Annotated in this window: 17 protein-coding genes; 2 read left to right on the top strand and 15 right to left on the bottom strand. The window is 61.9% G+C overall.

All coding sequences use genetic code 11. The features are described 5' to 3' along the window. Window positions 1–10: 10 nt before the first annotated feature. The 10 genes from BUB78_RS04435 to BUB78_RS04390 form a co-directional block, all read right to left on the bottom strand. Window positions 11–901 carry an FAD:protein FMN transferase gene (locus BUB78_RS04435; RefSeq protein ID WP_073195438.1) on the bottom strand — a complete coding sequence of 297 codons (891 nt, stop codon included), beginning with the start codon at window positions 899–901 and terminating at the stop codon, window positions 11–13. After that, window positions 898–1410 (bottom strand): nitrous oxide reductase accessory protein NosL, encoded by a 513-nt coding sequence (locus BUB78_RS04430; RefSeq protein WP_073195436.1) that lies wholly within the window; start codon window positions 1408–1410, stop codon window positions 898–900. The genes BUB78_RS04435 and BUB78_RS04430 overlap by 4 nt, the downstream gene beginning before the upstream one ends. Beyond that, window positions 1407–2228: an ABC transporter permease gene (locus BUB78_RS04425; protein ID WP_073195744.1), complete on the bottom strand. Its 822-nt coding sequence runs from the start codon at window positions 2226–2228 to the stop codon at window positions 1407–1409. The genes BUB78_RS04430 and BUB78_RS04425 overlap by 4 nt, the downstream gene beginning before the upstream one ends. Continuing rightward, window positions 2228–3133 (bottom strand): ABC transporter ATP-binding protein, encoded by a 906-nt coding sequence (locus BUB78_RS04420; RefSeq protein WP_073195433.1) that lies wholly within the window; start codon window positions 3131–3133, stop codon window positions 2228–2230. Before BUB78_RS04420 ends, BUB78_RS04425 begins: the two co-directional genes overlap by 1 nt. Next, complete coding sequence (locus BUB78_RS04415; protein ID WP_073195431.1) at window positions 3123–4391, bottom strand: nitrous oxide reductase family maturation protein NosD; 1269 nt, start codon at window positions 4389–4391, stop codon at window positions 3123–3125. The genes BUB78_RS04420 and BUB78_RS04415 overlap by 11 nt, the downstream gene beginning before the upstream one ends. 4 nt (window positions 4392–4395) lie before the next feature. Then, complete coding sequence (nosZ, locus tag BUB78_RS04410; RefSeq protein ID WP_073195427.1) at window positions 4396–6306, bottom strand: TAT-dependent nitrous-oxide reductase; 1911 nt, start codon at window positions 6304–6306, stop codon at window positions 4396–4398. Further along, window positions 6299–8488 carry a NosR/NirI family protein gene (locus BUB78_RS04405; RefSeq protein ID WP_073195425.1) on the bottom strand — a complete coding sequence of 730 codons (2190 nt, stop codon included), beginning with the start codon at window positions 8486–8488 and terminating at the stop codon, window positions 6299–6301. The genes nosZ and BUB78_RS04405 overlap by 8 nt, the downstream gene beginning before the upstream one ends. A 141-nt stretch (window positions 8489–8629) precedes the next feature. Further along, complete coding sequence (locus BUB78_RS04400; RefSeq protein WP_073195423.1) at window positions 8630–9283, bottom strand: LysE family translocator; 654 nt, start codon at window positions 9281–9283, stop codon at window positions 8630–8632. 3 nt (window positions 9284–9286) lie between these two features. Next, a complete protein-coding gene (locus BUB78_RS04395) occupies window positions 9287–10357 on the bottom strand; it encodes an isopenicillin N synthase family dioxygenase (protein ID WP_084732754.1) in 1071 nt (356 codons plus the stop codon). A gap of 31 nt (window positions 10358–10388) precedes the next feature. Next, window positions 10389–11762: a sensor histidine kinase gene (locus BUB78_RS04390; RefSeq protein ID WP_170865019.1), complete on the bottom strand. Its 1374-nt coding sequence runs from the start codon at window positions 11760–11762 to the stop codon at window positions 10389–10391. 302 nt (window positions 11763–12064) lie between these two features. Here BUB78_RS04390 and BUB78_RS04385 point away from each other — a divergent pair, with 302 nt between their 5' ends. Then, window positions 12065–12751 (top strand): GntR family transcriptional regulator, encoded by a 687-nt coding sequence (locus BUB78_RS04385; protein WP_245813354.1) that lies wholly within the window; start codon window positions 12065–12067, stop codon window positions 12749–12751. On the opposite strand, the gene BUB78_RS04380 is transcribed toward BUB78_RS04385, so the two are convergent. Beyond that, the gene (locus BUB78_RS04380; protein WP_220083986.1) at window positions 12748–13167 is read right to left on the bottom strand and encodes an aminotransferase-like domain-containing protein; all 420 of its coding nucleotides are present in this window, start codon (window positions 13165–13167) and stop codon (window positions 12748–12750) included. The genes BUB78_RS04385 and BUB78_RS04380 overlap by 4 nt on opposite strands. Here BUB78_RS04380 and BUB78_RS04375 point away from each other — a divergent pair. Further along, complete coding sequence (locus BUB78_RS04375; RefSeq protein ID WP_245813353.1) at window positions 13166–13531, top strand: pyridoxamine 5'-phosphate oxidase family protein; 366 nt, start codon at window positions 13166–13168, stop codon at window positions 13529–13531. The two genes, BUB78_RS04380 and BUB78_RS04375, sit on opposite strands and share 2 nt — an antisense overlap. Window positions 13532–13542: 11 nt before the next feature. Here the strand turns inward: BUB78_RS04375 and BUB78_RS04370 are convergent, their stop codons facing one another. From BUB78_RS04370 to BUB78_RS04355, 4 genes are read right to left on the bottom strand one after another with little or no spacing between them, the layout of a single operon-like run. Next, the gene (locus tag BUB78_RS04370; RefSeq protein ID WP_073195411.1) at window positions 13543–14232 is read right to left on the bottom strand and encodes an ABC transporter ATP-binding protein; all 690 of its coding nucleotides are present in this window, start codon (window positions 14230–14232) and stop codon (window positions 13543–13545) included. Further along, on the bottom strand, window positions 14229–14984 hold the full coding sequence (locus BUB78_RS04365) for an ABC transporter ATP-binding protein (RefSeq protein WP_073195409.1): 756 nt from the start codon (window positions 14982–14984) through the stop codon (window positions 14229–14231). Before BUB78_RS04365 ends, BUB78_RS04370 begins: the two co-directional genes overlap by 4 nt. After that, window positions 14977–15960, bottom strand: a complete 984-nt coding sequence (locus tag BUB78_RS04360; RefSeq protein WP_073195407.1) for a branched-chain amino acid ABC transporter permease — start codon at window positions 15958–15960, stop codon at window positions 14977–14979. The genes BUB78_RS04365 and BUB78_RS04360 overlap by 8 nt, the downstream gene beginning before the upstream one ends. 1 nt (window position 15961) lies before the next feature. Continuing rightward, on the bottom strand, window positions 15962–16879 hold the full coding sequence (locus BUB78_RS04355) for a branched-chain amino acid ABC transporter permease (protein ID WP_073195405.1): 918 nt from the start codon (window positions 16877–16879) through the stop codon (window positions 15962–15964). Window positions 16880–16919: the final 40 nt, after the last annotated feature.

Below are 16919 nucleotides of genomic sequence, written 5' to 3'. Positions count from 1 at the left end.
GGGATGAATGTCAGGCAATGATTTCGATTTTCGCGCCCGCAAAGCGCGCCACAGCCGCTTGCGCCGACGGCCCGTCAAGCAGGCAAAGCGCGGTCGAAAGCCCATCCGCCAAAGCCGCGCTTGGCGCCGACAGGCTCACGAGGCTGTGGCAGGGCGCCTGCCCCTGTGGGCCAAGGATATGACCCTGATCCGGCGTAAGGCGCGTGCCTTTGGGCGCCGATGTGGCGAGGGCGCGGTCGCTCAGGGTGACGCGCTCCAGGATGTCGCCCTCTGGCGTGGCAATCCCGGCCTGCCAGGGGGTGGCGTCGGGGCGATGACCGCGCCCGACGATTTCACCGATATCCACAAGAATATCGCCAAATCCCTGCCCGCCGAGCAGCGCCGCGATGCGGTCGGTGATCTCGCCCTGTGCAATACCGTTGAGCGTCAGCGCCATGCCGGGGCGGGTGAAACGGACCTCCTGCGCATCAAAGCGCAGCCCCTTCCAGCCGACAGAGTGGCGCGCCGCGGCGACATCGCCGCCATTGGCCAAGGCATTCCAGAGCGGCTGAACCGTGGGGTCAAAGACCCCTTCGGTCGCGCCGTGTATCCTGTCCGCCAACGTCAGAACGCCCAGCAATTCGGGCGGCGGCGCGGCAAGGTGACCGGTGTGATTGAGGCGCACAACTGCGCTGTCGGGGCGGTATAAGCTAAAGATACGTTCAAGCCGCGCAAGCTCGGCCTCAAGCCGGGCAAAGACCGGGCGGGCGTCAATCGCGCTTATGCCGACAAGCGTCACCGAGGCTGGCGCGCCAAGCGCAACCCCGCTCCAGCGCGCGGTTTGCGTCAACGCCATAGCCGCGCCCGGCAGGGCCAGGGCGGCTGCGCAAATGCTCAGGAAACGGCGGCGGGTCGGGGTCATGTCGGGGCCTCCTCATTGAAAATGACATCGACCGGGGCAAGCACAAGCTCCGCCGGGATCTCGGACAGGCTCATCACCCTGCCACCTTTGCGGGCGGCAAAATCCTCGGCTGCGGCGGGGTCGGCAAACGGCACGATTTCTGGCGCGCCCATGCCACCGCTGACATCGGCGCCGACCACGAAGCTGACCGTTTGCGCGGCGACCCAATTGTCAATGCCGGGGCTCTGCCAACTTTCCGCCGCGCCCATGTCGCTGACATAGAAGGCAAGGATATCTGCGTCACGTTCCGGCCCCTTCACATAGGCAAGCGCGTCGCGCATCTGCGCGAAAAAGATCGGCTCGGGCAGGCCCTTGAGGTGAATCTGCGCCTTGGGGCCGGGGTGGCTGTCGACCTGCATCAGGCAAAAGTGGCTCAGGGCGTCGGCGGTCATGGCGATCGGATCGGGCGCTTGCGCCGTCTCCTCTTTACAGGCGGCAAGCAGGAGGGTTGCAAGCAGAAGACGTTTCATGGCTCGACCCTCGCAAAGGCGGCGCGGGCCAGCCCGAGGGCCAGCAACGGCCAGAGAAACAGCGACAGCGGTGCCGCCCAGACTGGCAAGGCCGCCCCGGCCCCCGCCATGCCCGAAACCAGCGCCACCTGCTGTGAACCAGCCACGTTCCAGAGGCGAAACGCATCCGCCGGGTTGGCGGCCAGAAGCCAGGGAAAGACATGGCGCGTGAACGCCCCGCCATCGTCAAACACCAGCGCCCCCAAAAGCCCCAGATCGTAAAGCACCACCAGCACCAGCCACATTCCAACGGCAAGCCCCGCCGCCCCGGCAACACTGTTCGAGAGCGCAGAGGCGGCATAGCCAAGTGCCAGAAAACACGCCCCCAGAAGGATCGCCGTCGCAATAAGGCGAACGAGCGCCAGCACGCTATCAGCACCGGCACCGCCTGCAAGCGCCGCCGCAACCCCCGCAGAGGCAAGGCCCAGCGCAATCGCAATGCTCAGCACCAAAAGATGGGCCGCGAATTTCCCCAGGAGCATCTCGCCCCGGCGCAGCGGATAGGTCAGCACCAGCCCCAGCGTGCCGCGCTCGGCCTCGCCTGCGATGGCGTCAAAACCGATCATCAAGGCCAGAAACGGCGCGAGATAGACCGCCAGCGTCGTCATCGAGGCCACCGAAACGGTCAGCAGGTCGACCCCAAGGCTGCCCGTCGGCGCCGATCCCGCAAAGGTCAGCGCCAGCGCAAATAGCGTCATCAGAGACGTCGCCGACACTAGCCAGCGATTGCGCAGCTGGATACGGAACTCGGCCATGGCGATGGCAAGGATACGGGTAATCATTGGCGGGCCTCCCCACAATAGTGACGGTAGATATCCTCAAGGCTGGGCGGGGCCATCTCGACATCCCGCACCGCATCGCCAAGCCCCGAGATGCGCGCAAGCTGGGCCATCTTCTGATCGGCGGTACAACTGAGCTCGACCGCACAGCCATTGACCCGCGTGCCGCCCAATTGCGCCTGCACCGCTTCCGCCGCCCCGTCACGCGCCGTCAGGCGGATACGGGTCGGAAGGCCTGCCTTCTGGCTGAGGCCCGGCAGGGTATCATCGGCCACCAGCCGCCCTTTGCGCATGATCGCGATCCGGTCGGTGCGCGCCTCTAGTTCGGTCAGGGCGTGGCTGGCGATCAAAACGGCGGTGCCGCCTGCGGCCATCTCCGCGATCACCGCGTAAAGATCGTGGCGCGATATCGGGTCAAGCCCGCTGGTCGGCTCGTCCAGCAGGGCCACGCGGCGACGCCCCAGCAGGGCCTGCGCCAGCCCAAGGCGTTGCCGCATGCCCTTGGACCATGTGCCGATGCGCCGGTCAGCGGCTTCGGCCAGACCGACACGCTCAAGCAGGGGGGCAACGGTCTTGGGGTGCTCGCCCGCCAGCCGCGCAAAGGTCGTAAGCTGTTCGCGCCCGGTCAGGGATTTGTGAAAGGCCACCTGTTCGGGCAGATAGGCGGTGGCGCTGCGCGCGGCCATGCTGCCGGGGGTGTGACCGGCAACACGGATCTGGCCGCAACTGGGCCGGATCAACCCAAGCACAAGCTTGATCAGGGTGGATTTTCCGGCGCCGTTATGCCCCAAAAGCGCAACCCGCTCCCCGGCGGCAAGGTTAAGGTCGATGCCGCCGAGAACCTCGGCCTTTCCGTAGCTCTTCGTCAGGGCCGAGACCGTGAGGGCCCGCGTGTCATCCGTCATGCCGGACCTCCCAATCTGGTATCGCAATATCGACCGGCTGCATCAGCGGGGCCTTGTCGATCACCCCGCCGGGCAAGAGCGCCGGAAAGGCCGATTGCGCCCATTTCACCAGCTGCACCGCGGGTGCGCCTAAAAGCAGCCGCGCCGACGGCTGGGTCCACAGGATATGATCCATGCTGTCGTTGGGGCGATAGGGCGTGTCGGCAAGCCCGTCGCCATTGAGGTCATAGGCGGCGAAATCGGACCAGTAGTTACCGATGCCGCCATCGCTCCAGTCAAGCCATTTGGAACCGACATATTTTACCTGCGTGCGATTGCCGACAAAGCCGTTGCCGCTGATCGCGTTGCGCTCGGAGCCGGCGGTGAAATGCACGCCGATGCCGCAGCGCTCGAACCGGTTGCCGGTGACCCGGTTCTTATGGGCGTTGTAGATGAACAGACAGCGGTCGCCGCCATTTCTGACAAGGTTGCCGCGCACCTCCGAGCTATTGGTGTAATTCAGCATGATGCCGTGCTCGGCATCCCCCAGAGAGACATTGTTCAAGAGCCTGAGGCCCTTGGAAAACATCACCGCATAGCCAAGGTGATTGCCGATCGACAGATTGCCCCTGACCTCGGATTTATTGGCGTACATAAAGTGCACCGCAAAGCGCAGGTCGCGAAAGCGATTGCCGACAAAGGCGTTGGAATGCGAGGTATTCACAAAGATTCCGTCACGGCCCCAGCGGATATCGTTGCCCACAACCTCCGCCCCCCGCGCATCCCAGAGATAAACAGCATTGCCGCGCGCATTCATGCGGTGATCCTGTCGGCCTTCGATGGTGTTGCCTTTGACCTTTGCGTTGCGGGCGCCATGAATGTCGACGCCGTAGAGGTTGCCGCTCAGGTGGTTGCCGATAATGCGCGCGCCGTCCGCCCCCTTGAGAAGGCGAATGCCGCTATCAAGCGCCTCGTGATCGCTGCCTGATCCGGTGAGGGTACAGCCGGAAATGGTCACCTCCGGCGCGCGAAGCGTCAGAACACTGCCCTGCCCGCCCGCGTCAATCTCTGCGCCCGCCGCGCAGTCAATCGTCACGGGGCGCGTGATGTCCAGCCCGCCCTGATGGCGACCGGGGCCAAGGCGGAGGGTATCCCCCGCCCCGGCGGTTTTTATGGCCAGCGCCAGCGCCCCGCCCCCGGCCGGCACAGCGCGCTCCTCTGCCACGGCAAGGCCGGGCAGCGAAAGGCAAAGCGCCAGAAGGGGGGCGAAGCACCGCATCGGCTCAGGCCTCCCGCGGCTCGACCAGCATGCGACCGCGCATTTCCATGTGCAGCGCATGACAGAACCACTGGCAATAGTACCAGTGAACACCCGGACGATCGGCGGTAAAGGTAACCGAGGCGGTGGCCTGCGGCCCGACTTCCATCGCGACACCGTGGTTTGACAGGGTAAGCCCGTGGGTCACGTCATCCACATCATCAAGGTTGGTGACATAGATCGTCACCTCATCCCCCTGTTTGACCGTGAACTTTTCAAGGCTGAACATCGGCGCCTGCGACCACATGTAGACCCGCACCTTGTTGCCGTCCCGGATCGGCTCATCGGCGCCGTCCTCTAGCACGACCCCATCGGCGGCGGCCTGTTTGCGGGCGTCTTCCCACATCGGGTCATCGCGGCTCCAGACACTGGCCGGGGTCACCTTGGAACGATGTACGATGATACAGTCATGCGGCTCGGCAAAGGTAGGACCGTCATGCACCACCGGCATGTCATCCTGGGTGATATCCAGAAGCTGTTCGTTCTCGGGCTTGAGCGGCCCGACGTTCAGGAACCGGTCCTTGGAGAACTTGTTCATCGAGATCAGCCATTTTCCATCGGCCTCTTTGGTTTCGCCCATCGAGGTATGGTTGTGCCCCGGCTGATACATCACATCGGTCTTGTGAAGGATCGGATCGACCGCCTCGCCCGCATAGGCGCGGATGGCCTTGTCCATGCTCCACTTGACCACCTGGCTGTCGAGAAAGAGCGTGGTGTAACAATTGCCCTTGCCGTCAAAGGCGGTGTGCAATGGCCCGAGGCCAAGTTCAGGTTCGGCCACGATGCAAGAGCGCGGATCGGCGTCCTGATCAAACAGCGCATCGACCTTGGTCACGTCAATCACCGAACAGGTCGGCGACAGCTTGCCGTTGATCACCACGTGCTTTTGATCCGGCGCGGTGTTCACGCCATGCGGGCTGTTGGGGATGGGCACATAGCGGGTGTATTTCTTGTTCTTGCCCTTGCGCCCGTCAAGCACCTTGACGCCGTTCAGCTCCTGGTAATCGCCTGCGGCCACGCCGGCTTCGATTTCCTTGATGTTGAAGATCACACAGTGATCGGTCTCGCTTTCGGTCATCTCGGCAAGGGTCACGCCCATTTCCGAGTTATAGCTGGTCGAGAACGCATACTTGCCCTGATAATCCGCATCGACGTTATCAAGGTTGCCCGAGACGATCACCTGCCAGGCGATCTCCATCGTGTCGCCGTCGATGGCGGTAAAGATGTTCACGTATTCTTCGGGATTGTCGAGAATAGAGCCATCGTTGACCAGCGGTATCTCGTGTTCGCCATTGGCAAAGACATAGCCGGTGCGCGGGTATTTCTGCGTCCGCAGCCCGTGAATATCGCCGGCATTGGGGATTTCGATGATCTTGTCGCATTTCATCACGTCGCAGCGCACCCGCGCCACGCGGGTGTTGGCCTTGTCGTTCATGAACAGATAGCGCCCGTCATAGGTGCCGTCGGTGAAGGACATATGCGGGTGATGCAGATCGCCGTTGTCATAGGTTTTCATGTTCCGGGCGGCGAGATACTCTTTGGTTTCGGGCATAAGGCCCTCGGTCAGAACCTTGAGCGACTCGTTGGTCTGGCCCCAGCCGGTGGCCGAGCAGCGGTTGAACACCGGCACACGCATCAACTCTCGCATCGACGGAAAGCCCATAATGCGAAGCTCGCCCGCCTGGCCCGAGGACCAGAAGCCGTAGTATTCATCCAGCTCACCGGGCGCGAGGGCGTATTTGCCCGCCGCCTGTGCCGGACCCGCCCCGGCAAAAAGGCCGACACCTGCGCCGGTCGTGGCCGCAAGCGCGCCGGTGGCCGTGGCGCCCAGCATACCGCGGCGCGTAAGTTTGAGGGTATCCTTGAAGTCAGACATTTGAGGTCTCCTTTGTTTCCTCTTGCGAACCAAGGGCGCGGCTCAGCGCGCCTTTATTAACCTCGGCGCTCGCATGATCACGCGCGCGCCGTTTCAGTTGCCGGATAATCACCGGGCATTTGTCGTCGGACTGGTACAAAACCTGGCAATGCAGGCAGTTCACACATTCGTTGGGGTTGATCTCGCCTGTCGGATGGATCGCCTGCACCGGGCACTCATTGGCGCAGGTCTGGCAGGGGCTGCCGCAATCGCGATAGCGCCGGAGCCAGTCAAACATCCGCATCCTGGCCGGGATCGCCAGCGCCGCGCCGAGCGGACAGAGGTAGCGGCAATAGAACCGCTCCACGAACAGCCCGATCACCAGCAGGAGCACGGCAAAGACGACAAACGGCCAGTCGCGCACGAATTTGAGGATGATCGCGGTTTTGAACGGCTCGACCTCGGCCAGTTTTTCCGCCATCGGAATCGAGGCCAGCGAGACCCCGAAGAGGCCCAGAAAGATCATGTATTTCAGCGGCCAGAGCCGCTCGTGCAGCCCCCAGGGCAGCTCCCATTGCGGCAGCTTGAAAAACCGCGCCACACGGTTGGTCAGCTCTTGCAGCGCGCCAAACGGGCACAGCCAGCCGCAATAGGCCCCCCGGCCCCAGAAAAGCAGCGCGGCGGCGACGGCGAACCACTGGATGAACACCAGCGGGTCCATCAAAAAGGCATCCCAGGTAAAGCCGCTGCGCAGCGATCCGGCCAGTGCCATAAGGTTCACGACGCTAAGCTGGGCGTTGGCATACCAGCCCGTGAAAACCAGCGACATGCTCAAAAACCCGATCCGGAACCAGTAATAGGCGCGCGCGTGGCGGGTGATCTGAAGTTGAAAGAAAAACGCAAGGGTCAGCACGACAAGCATCGCACCCAGCACGGCGATCTCGACCGTCTTGTCACGCCATATCCGCTGCCAGAGGGCGGTTTTGGCGGCGGCCTCTTCCTCGGAGGCGTCGACCACTGGCGCGAGGGCCAGCGGCACAAGGTAGCTTTCAGGAAGCCGATAGCCCAGATCATAGGTCAGAAAGGTTTTCTCGACCGCGCCAACCGCGCGCTGCACCAGAAGCTGAAGCCGCCACGGCTCTGCCGGATCAAAGCCACTGTCGGCGGGGATGCGGAACAGGTCAAGCTCGTTGAAACTCGGCGCGCCGCTCGCGCTGATTTCGCCAAGGCGACGGTGGTCGCGATCAAAGAACCGGACCGAGCGGTCGCCTTGAATTAGCTGTATCCGGTCGAAAATCCCGCCCCGGACATAGCCCGAGCCCTTGAAGGAATAGCGCCCCCGACCGGCAACCAGAATGGCGTGCTCGCCCTCGCCAAGCCAGTTCTGAAGGTTGCCGTATTCGGCCTCGCCCAACAGGCTCTGGCCGATGGTAGGCACGCTGACAAGGGCGGCGCGCATGTCGATAAAGGTATCCTCATCGGCGCCGGGTTCGGGTCGGGCGGCGGCGCGGGCGTCGCCGGTGTCGCCAAAGGCGCGGTTGATCTGCCCCACATCCAGCATCAGCCCGCGCACCGAGCCGTCGCCGGTCAGGGCCTGCCAGTCGCGCCGCGCGCCGTCCTCCTCGCGCAGGCTGCGCGCCGGACCTGTCTGCACCACCGGCGCCAGCCCGCCCAGCCCAAGCGCGCGCGCCACCTTAAGCCCGCCGCGCACAAGGCTGTCGTCGATCACCATGACCGTGACCGTCGCCCCCGATATGATATCAAGGTCATGCGCCGTGCCCGACGCGTCCGCCTCGGCCTTGAGATCAAGCCCGGCGTAGCCCTCGATCACGCGGCGCATCTTGGATTCGGGAATGCCGATCAACACGATCGGTTCGGAATGCTTGACCAGAACCGCGCCGGTCATCACCGCATCCGGGTCAATCGCGGCAATCACATGAATGGGCTTGCCGGAATACCCGGTCGTGCCCGCAAAATCGGATGTCAGGAACGCCCAGGCGACGATCTCGCCGCCCTTGAGCACCGGCGCCACCGGAACGTCATCGCGTAGCGCGCCAAAGCCGTCCGCCTGCGGCACAAGCTGATCGGCGGTGACCTCGGACAGGAACCGCGCCAGCAAGGCGGGCTCGGCGGCGCGCACCACAAGCGGTGTGCTCAAAAGGATCACAAGGGCGATAAAGCGTATATGCGGCGATCTAAACATGCCCTGATGGGTAGGGCAGCAACCGCCAAAAAGCGTTGACCAAAGTCAAGGCATGCAAATCACCGGCGCCGTTTTAGCGGATCTTTGAAACGCTCCTTCAAGGCAGGCAAAATTGTCCTGCCTCGCGCGGCAGAACCAGCCTCAGATAAATTCGAAATGCAGGTTCAGGGCAATCGCAATCAGAAGCAGCCCCCCAGCCCAGGCAAGACACTCACGCGCGACCTGCTGGCGGTTGATGACCTGGGTCATCGTGCCGCCCATATAGGCCACCAGTATATCTGACGGGATCGCCGTGAGAGGCACCAGAACCCCCAGAGTAAGCAATTGCAGCTGTACGCTGCTTTGCGCCAGTGGCCCGGCCCCCGCATCGACAAATGGCGGCAAAAACAGAGCAAAGAACAAAACCGTCTTGGGATTGAGCAGCTCAACCAGAACGCCCTGCCAGATGATTGAGGAAAACGAACTCTCGCTGACCTCCCGGGCCTCAAGCGAAAAACGGGCACTGCTGCGCGCATCGCGGATCATCCTCAGGCCCAACCAGACCAGATAGGCCGAGCCGACATAGCGCAGGCCAAGAACGAGCCAGTCAAACCTGGCAAACACAGCCGCCAGCCCCAGGGCCGTGGCGACCGCAAGCACCATTCCTCCCAGCCCAAGGCCAAGCGCCGAAGCAAGGCCGGCGGCACGGCTCTGCCCGACGCTACGCGACAGGACATAGAGCATCGAGGGTCCGGGGGTTGCGCTTAGGGCAAGCCCGGCTAAGGCAACGGCAAGGATCGCGTCAAGGTGTGGCATCGTTTAAGCTGTGCTCCGGTTCAATCGGTTTTCAAATGGGTTTTGAGTGGACGGGTCTGCGCCAATGGGATAATCGGTCGCGCCATTCAGCCTGGCATGTCGCAAATACGGAAAATCGCGCACCAGCATACGTTCAAGATGTGCCCCAGCCAGGAACGGCTCATATTTGGTTTTTCGCTTTGCGCTTACCAGTTGGGCGAAGGGCTTTATGAGCGTATCGTGATTGGTGGCCACAAAGTATGGCAGCGAAAATCGCTCCGGGCTGTGGTTCAGCACCCGATGCGGGGTCGAGCGCAGCAAGCCGTTACTCCAGGCCTCAAGCATATCGCCGATATTGACCACCAGGACCGACGGATCCACGGGCACGTCGATCCAGCGGTCATCTTGTGTCATGACCTGCAATCCTTCGTTGCGCGTGTGCAGCAGGGTCAGGCATTCATAATCGGTATGCGCGCCCATATTCACCGACCGGTGATCGGCCGTCTGTTCTTGGCGGACATAATGCAGCAACCGGAGTTGCGAAACCGGCTTGCTCATGTGATCGGTCATCGCGCCGGGTGGTAGCCCGAGATGCAACTCAAGCGCCGAACAGACCAGTCGCCCAAGCGCCGAAACTTCGCCATAATACCGCGCCACCGTTTCTTTGAACCCTGCCAGATCGGGCCATACATTCGGGCCCAGCACGCGGTTGCCCGCAAGATAATCGGGATCATCATCTGGCAGATCAAGCCCAAGGTCGAAGGCCTCATAGCTGCGGTTGACCTCATCGGGATAATCGCCCTTTTCGGTAAACGGCACATAACCGCGGTGATTTGTGCTTTTACCAATATAATATCGTTGCTTGGTGGTCTCCGGCAGCGCAAAAAACTGCTTGGCCGACTGGTATGTTGCTTCAATAAGTGCCGGGTCAATACCGTGGCCCCCGATCCTGAAAAATCCGATATCACGGGCCGCCTGCCCTATGGCCTCTGCCACTTTTCTGAGTTCGAGAGAATCACCTGACCTGAGACCCTTCACATCAATAAGCGGAAGTTTTCCCACGCCGTCATTCCGAGTCTTTGGTAAAATCGCCATCACCCCCCCATAAGTTTGACGTAACTTTTGGTTAAGGAGTTTTGGTTAACAAACCGTTGCCATTGCTTGTGACAGCCGGAAAATACAGCCGGAATGTGGACCCGTTTGCAACTTTGGACTGAACTTCGACTGTGCCCCCCGATTGCTGCATAAAGCCAAAGACCATCGACAGGCCCAGGCCTGTGCCCGCACCAACGGGCTTGGTTGTATAAAACGGGTCAAAAATCTTTTGCAGCCGCTCTTCGGGTATCCCCTCGCCATCGTCTCTGACACTCAGGCGCAGATATCGTCCGGGGGTCAGATCTATTGCGAGGGTCTGATTGCAGGAAAAGGTATGCAGGATATTTTCTGTCGCAATCTCCAGCCTGCCGCCCTCAGGCATCGCATCCTGCGCATTCACGATAAGATTGACCAAAGCGTCTTCAGCCACTTTCGGATCTACATGAATCATCCATGGGTCATCTGTCAGTCTAAGATCGACCGGCCGGGTCAAGAGGCCATTCTTGTGGTCGCAAGTGGCCGTGACGAGCCGGTTGGGGTCACACATCTGCGGGTTCAGTCGGGTGCGTTGGGAAAACGCCAGCATATCCCGGATCAGTTTCGCCCCCCGCCCCGCAGCCGTTCGGGCATCGTTCAGGCCTGCGCGTGACAAAGGCTGGGTGATGTCGGCGTCCAGAAGTTCGAGGTTGCCCGAAATCACGGTAAGCAGATTGTTGAAATCATGCGCGAACCATCCGGTCAAACGACCAATCGCCTCAAGCTTTCGCGCCTCGAACAACTTGGCCTCCAGCGCCTTGCGATTGGTTATCTCTTCGCTCAGCTGAGCATGGGATTTCACCAGATCCTGATAGCGTTGTTTTGATCGTTCAGCTTCCGCCAAAAGCTCTATCTTGGCACTGGCCATCGCCGCAACCGTGGTCAGAACTTCCAGTTCGGCCTCGCCAAATGCGCCGGGGTCCGGGTGTTCGCTGTCGATGACGCCGACCACGCGGCCCCGCGACACCAGCGGCACGCAAATCTCCGAGCGGGCCGGTTGCGTATCGGGAATATAGTTCTGATCTTTCAGAAGGTCATCGACGATGATCGCGTTCCGGCTTTGCGCCACCTGTCCGGTGATGCCCTGGCCAAACGGGATTCTAAGCGGGTTCAGGATGTTGCGCCCATAAGGGTTCTTATCACCAAGGGCGGCCACCTGGGTAAGCTCGGTCTGGTCCTGATTTGCCTGATAGATCACGCAATCAACAAAGCGCAGTTGCCCGACGACATTCTGCGCCACATACCAGAACAGATCTTCAACGCTGGGAATGGCGATCAGATCAACCGCAAAGGCATTGAGAATGCGAAGCGTCGTCGCCTCGTCGAGGTGCTTGTGAACCGTGACACGTGCAGGTGCAGAATACAGCACGTCCACCCCCTTTCTAAACCAACTGACTTAATCGCGCTTAGCCTACACTCTCGCAAAGATATATCGCGCATAAATTATACACCCTAAAGTATAAGATTGATCATTTTTTGTGTGTCAGGGGCAAAATGCACCGCGAGCTGGCCGCGCGCCTGGTTTTTTGCCGCTCTCAAACCGCGATTTTCGGATGTCGCGCGCAGACTCGCGCCTTGGCCCGACTTTTGAGTGTTGATTGAACAAACCGGGCGAATACAGTATCCAGATGGGGATATCGGCCCTGCCAAACTGAGGATGAAGCCTTGTCTTTGATCGACAAACACCTGGCACCGGGCCCCGACGGCGAAACCATCGTGGAAAGCATTCAGCGGCTCATTCTGGAGCGGATCTGCTTTCTGGATTATCAGCCAGGCGATCAGCTCAAGGAGGCCGTGATTGCCCGAGAATTCGGCGTAAGCCGCACGCCGGTGCGCGATGCCATCAGCCGCATAAGCCACCTTGGGCTTGTCGAAACCCGCAACGGCGTCGGCACGGTGGTTGTTGCCCTCTCTGACGCCGAAATCAGGCAGGTCTATGAAATGCGCCTTGAACTGGCGATGCTGATCGGAACCCTCTCGCCCAAACAGGTCGGCGAAGATCACATCGCCCTGGCGCAGGCCCTGCTGCAAGAGGTTCAGGCCTGGGGCATGAATGTCGACCCGCGCACCTACGTCAAACTCAACGATCGCCTGAACAAGCTGATCGCCGATCTGATCGGCAATGTCGTGCTGCGCTCGTTCTGGCTTCAGACCTATTATCAGGCCGCAAGCACCTGGCACCGCGTCAGTACCATTGTCGGCGCCGAGGTCGCCAAATCGCTGCTGGACGAGCTATCTGACCTTTGCAACGCGCTTGAAGCGGGCGATATGGCGGCCGTCGGCTATGTTCAGCGGGTTCATATCGGATATGGCTTTCAGCGGATAAAGACGCATCTGCTTGCCGATCAGCGCGGCTAGAGCGGTTTCGCAAGATCGCGCAGCACGGCGACAAGCGTCGTGGCAGCCCGGCCCAATGTCGCCTCGTCAAAGGCCGCATAGCCCAGCAAGAGCGCCTCTGGCGGATCGGGCAAAACCGCATGCGACGACAGCGCCCGCACGCAAAGCCCCTGCTCTGTTGCGCGTGCCGATATCTCTGCGTCCGAAACACCGATACCGCCCCGCAGATCGCAACACAGATGCATGCCCGAGGGGTCATTCCGGACATCAAGGTAACCGGCCGCCCCCTCAAGCGCGCGAACAAGGCTTGCCTGCCGCTTGGCATAGGTACGGCGCATCCGGCGCAGGTGGGTGGCAAAATCACCACTTTGCATGAACTCTGCCAGGGCGGGCTGTGGCACCAGCGAGGCCCGCGTTCCGCAGTCCCGGACAGGCATGCATCATTCGGTCAACAGCCGCTCGGTGATGCTGTTTGGCACCGCGCATATGGTCGAGGACCCGGATGAAAAGCGCAAAAAACTGCGCCAGTTCATGGAAGGGCTCTATCCCGGCCGCTATGACACCCTGCGCCCCGATCACGCGCAGGACATCAAGGCGACCATGGTGTTGGGGATGGAGATCACCGAGGGCAGCGCCAAGATCCGCACCGGCGGCCCGAATGACGAGGACGACGATTATGCCCTGCCGATCTGGGCCGGGGTCATTCCGCTGCGCACCGAAATCGGCGCGCCTCTTGCTGATCCGCGAAACCTTGAAGGCGTCGCGCTGCCCGAACATGCAACGCGGTTCAAAATCGGCTAAAGGGCACCGCCCTAAATCCCCAGATACCGGTCCCTGACCTCGGGGGTCAGCCCGTCAAAGGCCCCGCTCCAGACCGAGCGCCCCTTTTCAAGGATCACCGCGCGATCCGCCACGCCCGCCAGTTCGCGCAGGGATTTATCCACCACGATCAGTGACAGCCCGGTCTCGGATTTGAGCCGCGCAATCGCGGCCCAGATTTCCTGGCGCACCACGGGGGCAAGCCCCTCTGTCGCCTCGTCCAGCACAAGAACGCGCGGGTTGGTCATCAAGGCACGCCCGATCGCCAGCATCTGTTGCTCGCCACCCGACAGCGAGGCGGCGTTTTGCTCGGCCCGCTCGCCCAGGCGCGGGAAAAACCGCTGTATACCCGCCAGATCCCACAGCCCCGGGCGCGCCGCCGCGATCAGGTTTTCGCGCACCGTCAGGTTGGCAAAACAGCGCCGCCCCTCGGGCACAAGCCCAAGCCCCGCACGCGCCGCGCGGTGGCTTGGCAGCGGCCCAAGATCGCGCCCGTCAAACATAACCGATCCGCTTTGGTGCCTGAGCAGGCGAAAGATCACCTTGATCGTCGTCGTCTTGCCCATGCCGTTGCGCCCCATCAGCGCCAGAACCTCGCCTTCTTCGAGGTCAAGGCTGACGTCAAAAAGCGCCTGCGCGGGGCCGTAAAAGGCGGTGACGTTGGACAGTTGCAACAGGCTCATGTCAAGGCCTCATCGCCAAGATAGGCCTCGCGGACCTCGGCGTTCTGGCGGATCGCATCGGGCTTGCCGGTGGCGATGATGCGACCATAGACCAGCACGCTGATCCGGTCGGCAAGGGCAAAGACCGCGTCCATGTCATGCTCGACCAGAAGGATCGGGGCGCGGTGGCGCAGGCCATCCAGAAACGGCGTCAGGCGGGCCGTGCCCTCGCCGCCGAGCCCGGCCATCGGCTCGTCCATCAAAAACGCCTTGGGCGATTGCGTGAGGGCGACCGCGACCTCAAGCTGGCGGCGCTGCCCATGCGAGAGATCCGCCACGCGCGTGCCTACGGCCGCGGCAAGGCCAACCTCGGAAAGGGCTGCATGGGCCACCTGCAACAGGGCCGCGTCGCGCATCACGTCGCGCCAAAACCGCATCACGCGGCCGCGTTTGCCAAGCGCCCCAAGCACCGCGTTTTGCAGCACGCTCATCTCCATCGCCAGTGACGAAATCTGAAAGGTGCGGCCAAGCCCGGCCTGCGCCCGCGCCACCGTATCAAGCGAGGTCACATCGCGCCCATCGAACCAGATACTGCCGCTGTCGGGTTTAAGATTGCCAGCTATCTGCTTGATAAGGGTCGATTTTCCTGCACCGTTCGGGCCGATCAGCGCGTGAATCTCCCCCCTCATCAATGTCAGCGACACATCCTCGGAGGCCCGTATCGCGCCAAAGGATTTGCTGATGCCGCGAATGTCCAGAAGCGGGCTAGTCATGGCGCACCTCGCGTCCCGCGATAAGCCCGATAATGCCGCCACGCGCAAACAGCACCACCACCAAAAGCACCGCGCCAAGATAGATGTGCCAGAATTCACTTAAGCCCCCAAGGACATGTTCCAAAAGGATAAACACCGCCGCACCGACAACTGGTCCAAACAGCCGCGCCACCCCGCCAAGGATGACGAACACCATGATCTCGCCGCTGGTCTGCCAGCTGAACATGGTCGGGCTGACAAAGCGGTTGAGATCGGCGAAAAGTGCGCCGGCAAGCCCGGTGATCACCCCCGAAAGGGCAAAGGCCACAAGCCGCAACCGATAGGGCGCGATGCCCACCGCCATCACCCGCTCGCCGTTCTGGCGCGCCGCCCCAAGCGCCAGCCCGAAGGCCGAGCGCGACAGGCGCGAAAACAGCCAGAGCGCCAGCCCGAGGATCACGTAGCAGATTGCGAAAAACTGGATCGGGTCGAGCGTGTTGAGCCCCGGAAACCCGTTGCGCACATAGATCGAAAGCCCGTCCTCGCCGCCATAGGCGGGCCAGCTTATGGCGAAATAGTAAAACATCTGGCCAAAGGCGAGGGTGATCATGATGAAATAAACGCCCGAGGTGCGCAGGCTCAGCGCGCCGATACCAAGCGCCGCAAGACCGCTGGCCGCCATCGCCACCAGCCAGATCACCGGCATGGATTTCGTGCCCTCGATCAGCACCGGCCACTCGATCAACGGGCTGTAACTCTGGGCGTGACTGGCGAGAATGCCCATGGCATAGCCGCCGATGCCAAAAAACACCGCATGCCCAAGGCTGACCAGCCCGCCAAGCCCGAGCGCAAGGTTAAGGCCGACACCGGCCAGCGCCAGAATGGCCACACGCGTCGCCAGCGTGATGGTAAACGGCTCGTCCGTCGCGCGCGCCCAGAGCACGACCGCCAAAAGGCCGAGAAAGACCGCAGCGTTCAAAAGGGGTTCGCGGCGCATCTCAGGCCTTTCCAAACAGGCCGCTGGGGCGCATCACAAGCACCCCGGCCATGAGTATGTAGATCGACATCGACGCCAGCGAAGAGCCGACCGAACTGGCGGCCTGCGGTGCCATGAATTGCGCGAAAACCGCCGGAAGCAACACCCGCCCAAGCGTATCGGTCAGCCCGACAAGGATCGCCCCCACAAGCGCGCCCTTGATCGAGCCGATGCCGCCGATCACGATCACCACAAAGGCCAGGATCAGCACCGGCTCGCCCATTCCGACCTGCACCGATTGAATGGCCCCGATAAGGGCGCCCGCCAGCCCGGCAAGCGCCGCACCAAGCGCGAAGACGATGGTGTAGAGCGCCGAGATATTGACGCCAAGCGCCGCGATCATCTCGCGGTCAGCCTCTCCGGCGCGGATCTGAATGCCGATGCGGGTGCGCGCAATCAGCGCGAACAACCCCGCCGCCACGAGCAAGCCGACCCCGATGATCGCCAGCCGGTACAGCGGATATTCGATCCCCCCCGGAAGGGTCACCGGCCCCGACAGATAAGGCGGAATTTCCAAAAACAGCGGGAACGACCCGAAAAGCCAGCGTGTGCCCTCGGAAAAGATCAGGATAAGGGCAAAGGTCGCCAGAACCTGATCCAGATGGTCGCGGTCATAAAGTCGGCGGATCACCATCAGCTCGATCAGGGCCCCCGCCGCCGCCGCCGCCGCAAGGCTGGCGATCAGCGCCAGAACAAACGATCCGCTCATGCCAGCGACCCATGCGGCGGCAAAGGCCCCGATCATGTAAAGCGAGCCATGCGCAAGATTGATAAGCCCCATGACGCCAAAGATTAGCGTCAGCCCGGCCGCCATCAAAAACAGCATGACACCGAACTGAACCCCGTTCAGCATCTGTTCAATGAAAAGGATCAGGGACATGCGCGCGCGCTCAACGGCCGGGCCCGATGAAAGGCCCGGC

The sequence above is a fragment of the Roseovarius marisflavi genome (assembly GCF_900142625.1).
Lineage (GTDB): Bacteria > Pseudomonadota > Alphaproteobacteria > Rhodobacterales > Rhodobacteraceae > Roseovarius > Roseovarius marisflavi.
The sequence above is the reverse complement of the archived record's forward strand: the minus strand, read 5'-3'. Positions and strand labels throughout refer to the sequence as shown.

What these genes read in the sequence shown, in the direction of transcription:
- BUB78_RS04380 (WP_220083986.1), bottom strand. Translation starts at nt 13,167, where the DNA reads ATGCCTGTCCGGGACTGCGGAACGCGGGCCTCGCTGGTGCCACAGCCC.
- BUB78_RS04365 (WP_073195409.1), bottom strand. Translation starts at nt 14,984, where the DNA reads ATGACTAGCCCGCTTCTGGACATTCGCGGCATCAGCAAATCCTTTGGC.
- BUB78_RS04370 (WP_073195411.1), bottom strand. Translation starts at nt 14,232, where the DNA reads ATGAGCCTGTTGCAACTGTCCAACGTCACCGCCTTTTACGGCCCCGCG.
- BUB78_RS04360 (WP_073195407.1), bottom strand. Translation starts at nt 15,960, where the DNA reads ATGCGCCGCGAACCCCTTTTGAACGCTGCGGTCTTTCTCGGCCTTTTG.
- BUB78_RS04405 (WP_073195425.1), bottom strand. Translation starts at nt 8,488, where the DNA reads ATGTTTAGATCGCCGCATATACGCTTTATCGCCCTTGTGATCCTTTTG.
- BUB78_RS04355 (WP_073195405.1), bottom strand. Translation starts at nt 16,879, where the DNA reads ATGTCCCTGATCCTTTTCATTGAACAGATGCTGAACGGGGTTCAGTTC.
- nosZ (WP_073195427.1), bottom strand. Translation starts at nt 6,306, where the DNA reads ATGTCTGACTTCAAGGATACCCTCAAACTTACGCGCCGCGGTATGCTG.
- BUB78_RS04400 (WP_073195423.1), bottom strand. Translation starts at nt 9,283, where the DNA reads ATGCCACACCTTGACGCGATCCTTGCCGTTGCCTTAGCCGGGCTTGCC.
- BUB78_RS04430 (WP_073195436.1), bottom strand. Translation starts at nt 1,410, where the DNA reads ATGAAACGTCTTCTGCTTGCAACCCTCCTGCTTGCCGCCTGTAAAGAG.
- BUB78_RS04435 (WP_073195438.1), bottom strand. Translation starts at nt 901, where the DNA reads ATGACCCCGACCCGCCGCCGTTTCCTGAGCATTTGCGCAGCCGCCCTG.
- BUB78_RS04395 (WP_084732754.1), bottom strand. Translation starts at nt 10,357, where the DNA reads ATGGCGATTTTACCAAAGACTCGGAATGACGGCGTGGGAAAACTTCCG.
- BUB78_RS04420 (WP_073195433.1), bottom strand. Translation starts at nt 3,133, where the DNA reads ATGACGGATGACACGCGGGCCCTCACGGTCTCGGCCCTGACGAAGAGC.
- BUB78_RS04375 (WP_245813353.1), top strand. Translation starts at nt 13,166, where the DNA reads ATGCATCATTCGGTCAACAGCCGCTCGGTGATGCTGTTTGGCACCGCG.
- BUB78_RS04415 (WP_073195431.1), bottom strand. Translation starts at nt 4,391, where the DNA reads ATGCGGTGCTTCGCCCCCCTTCTGGCGCTTTGCCTTTCGCTGCCCGGC.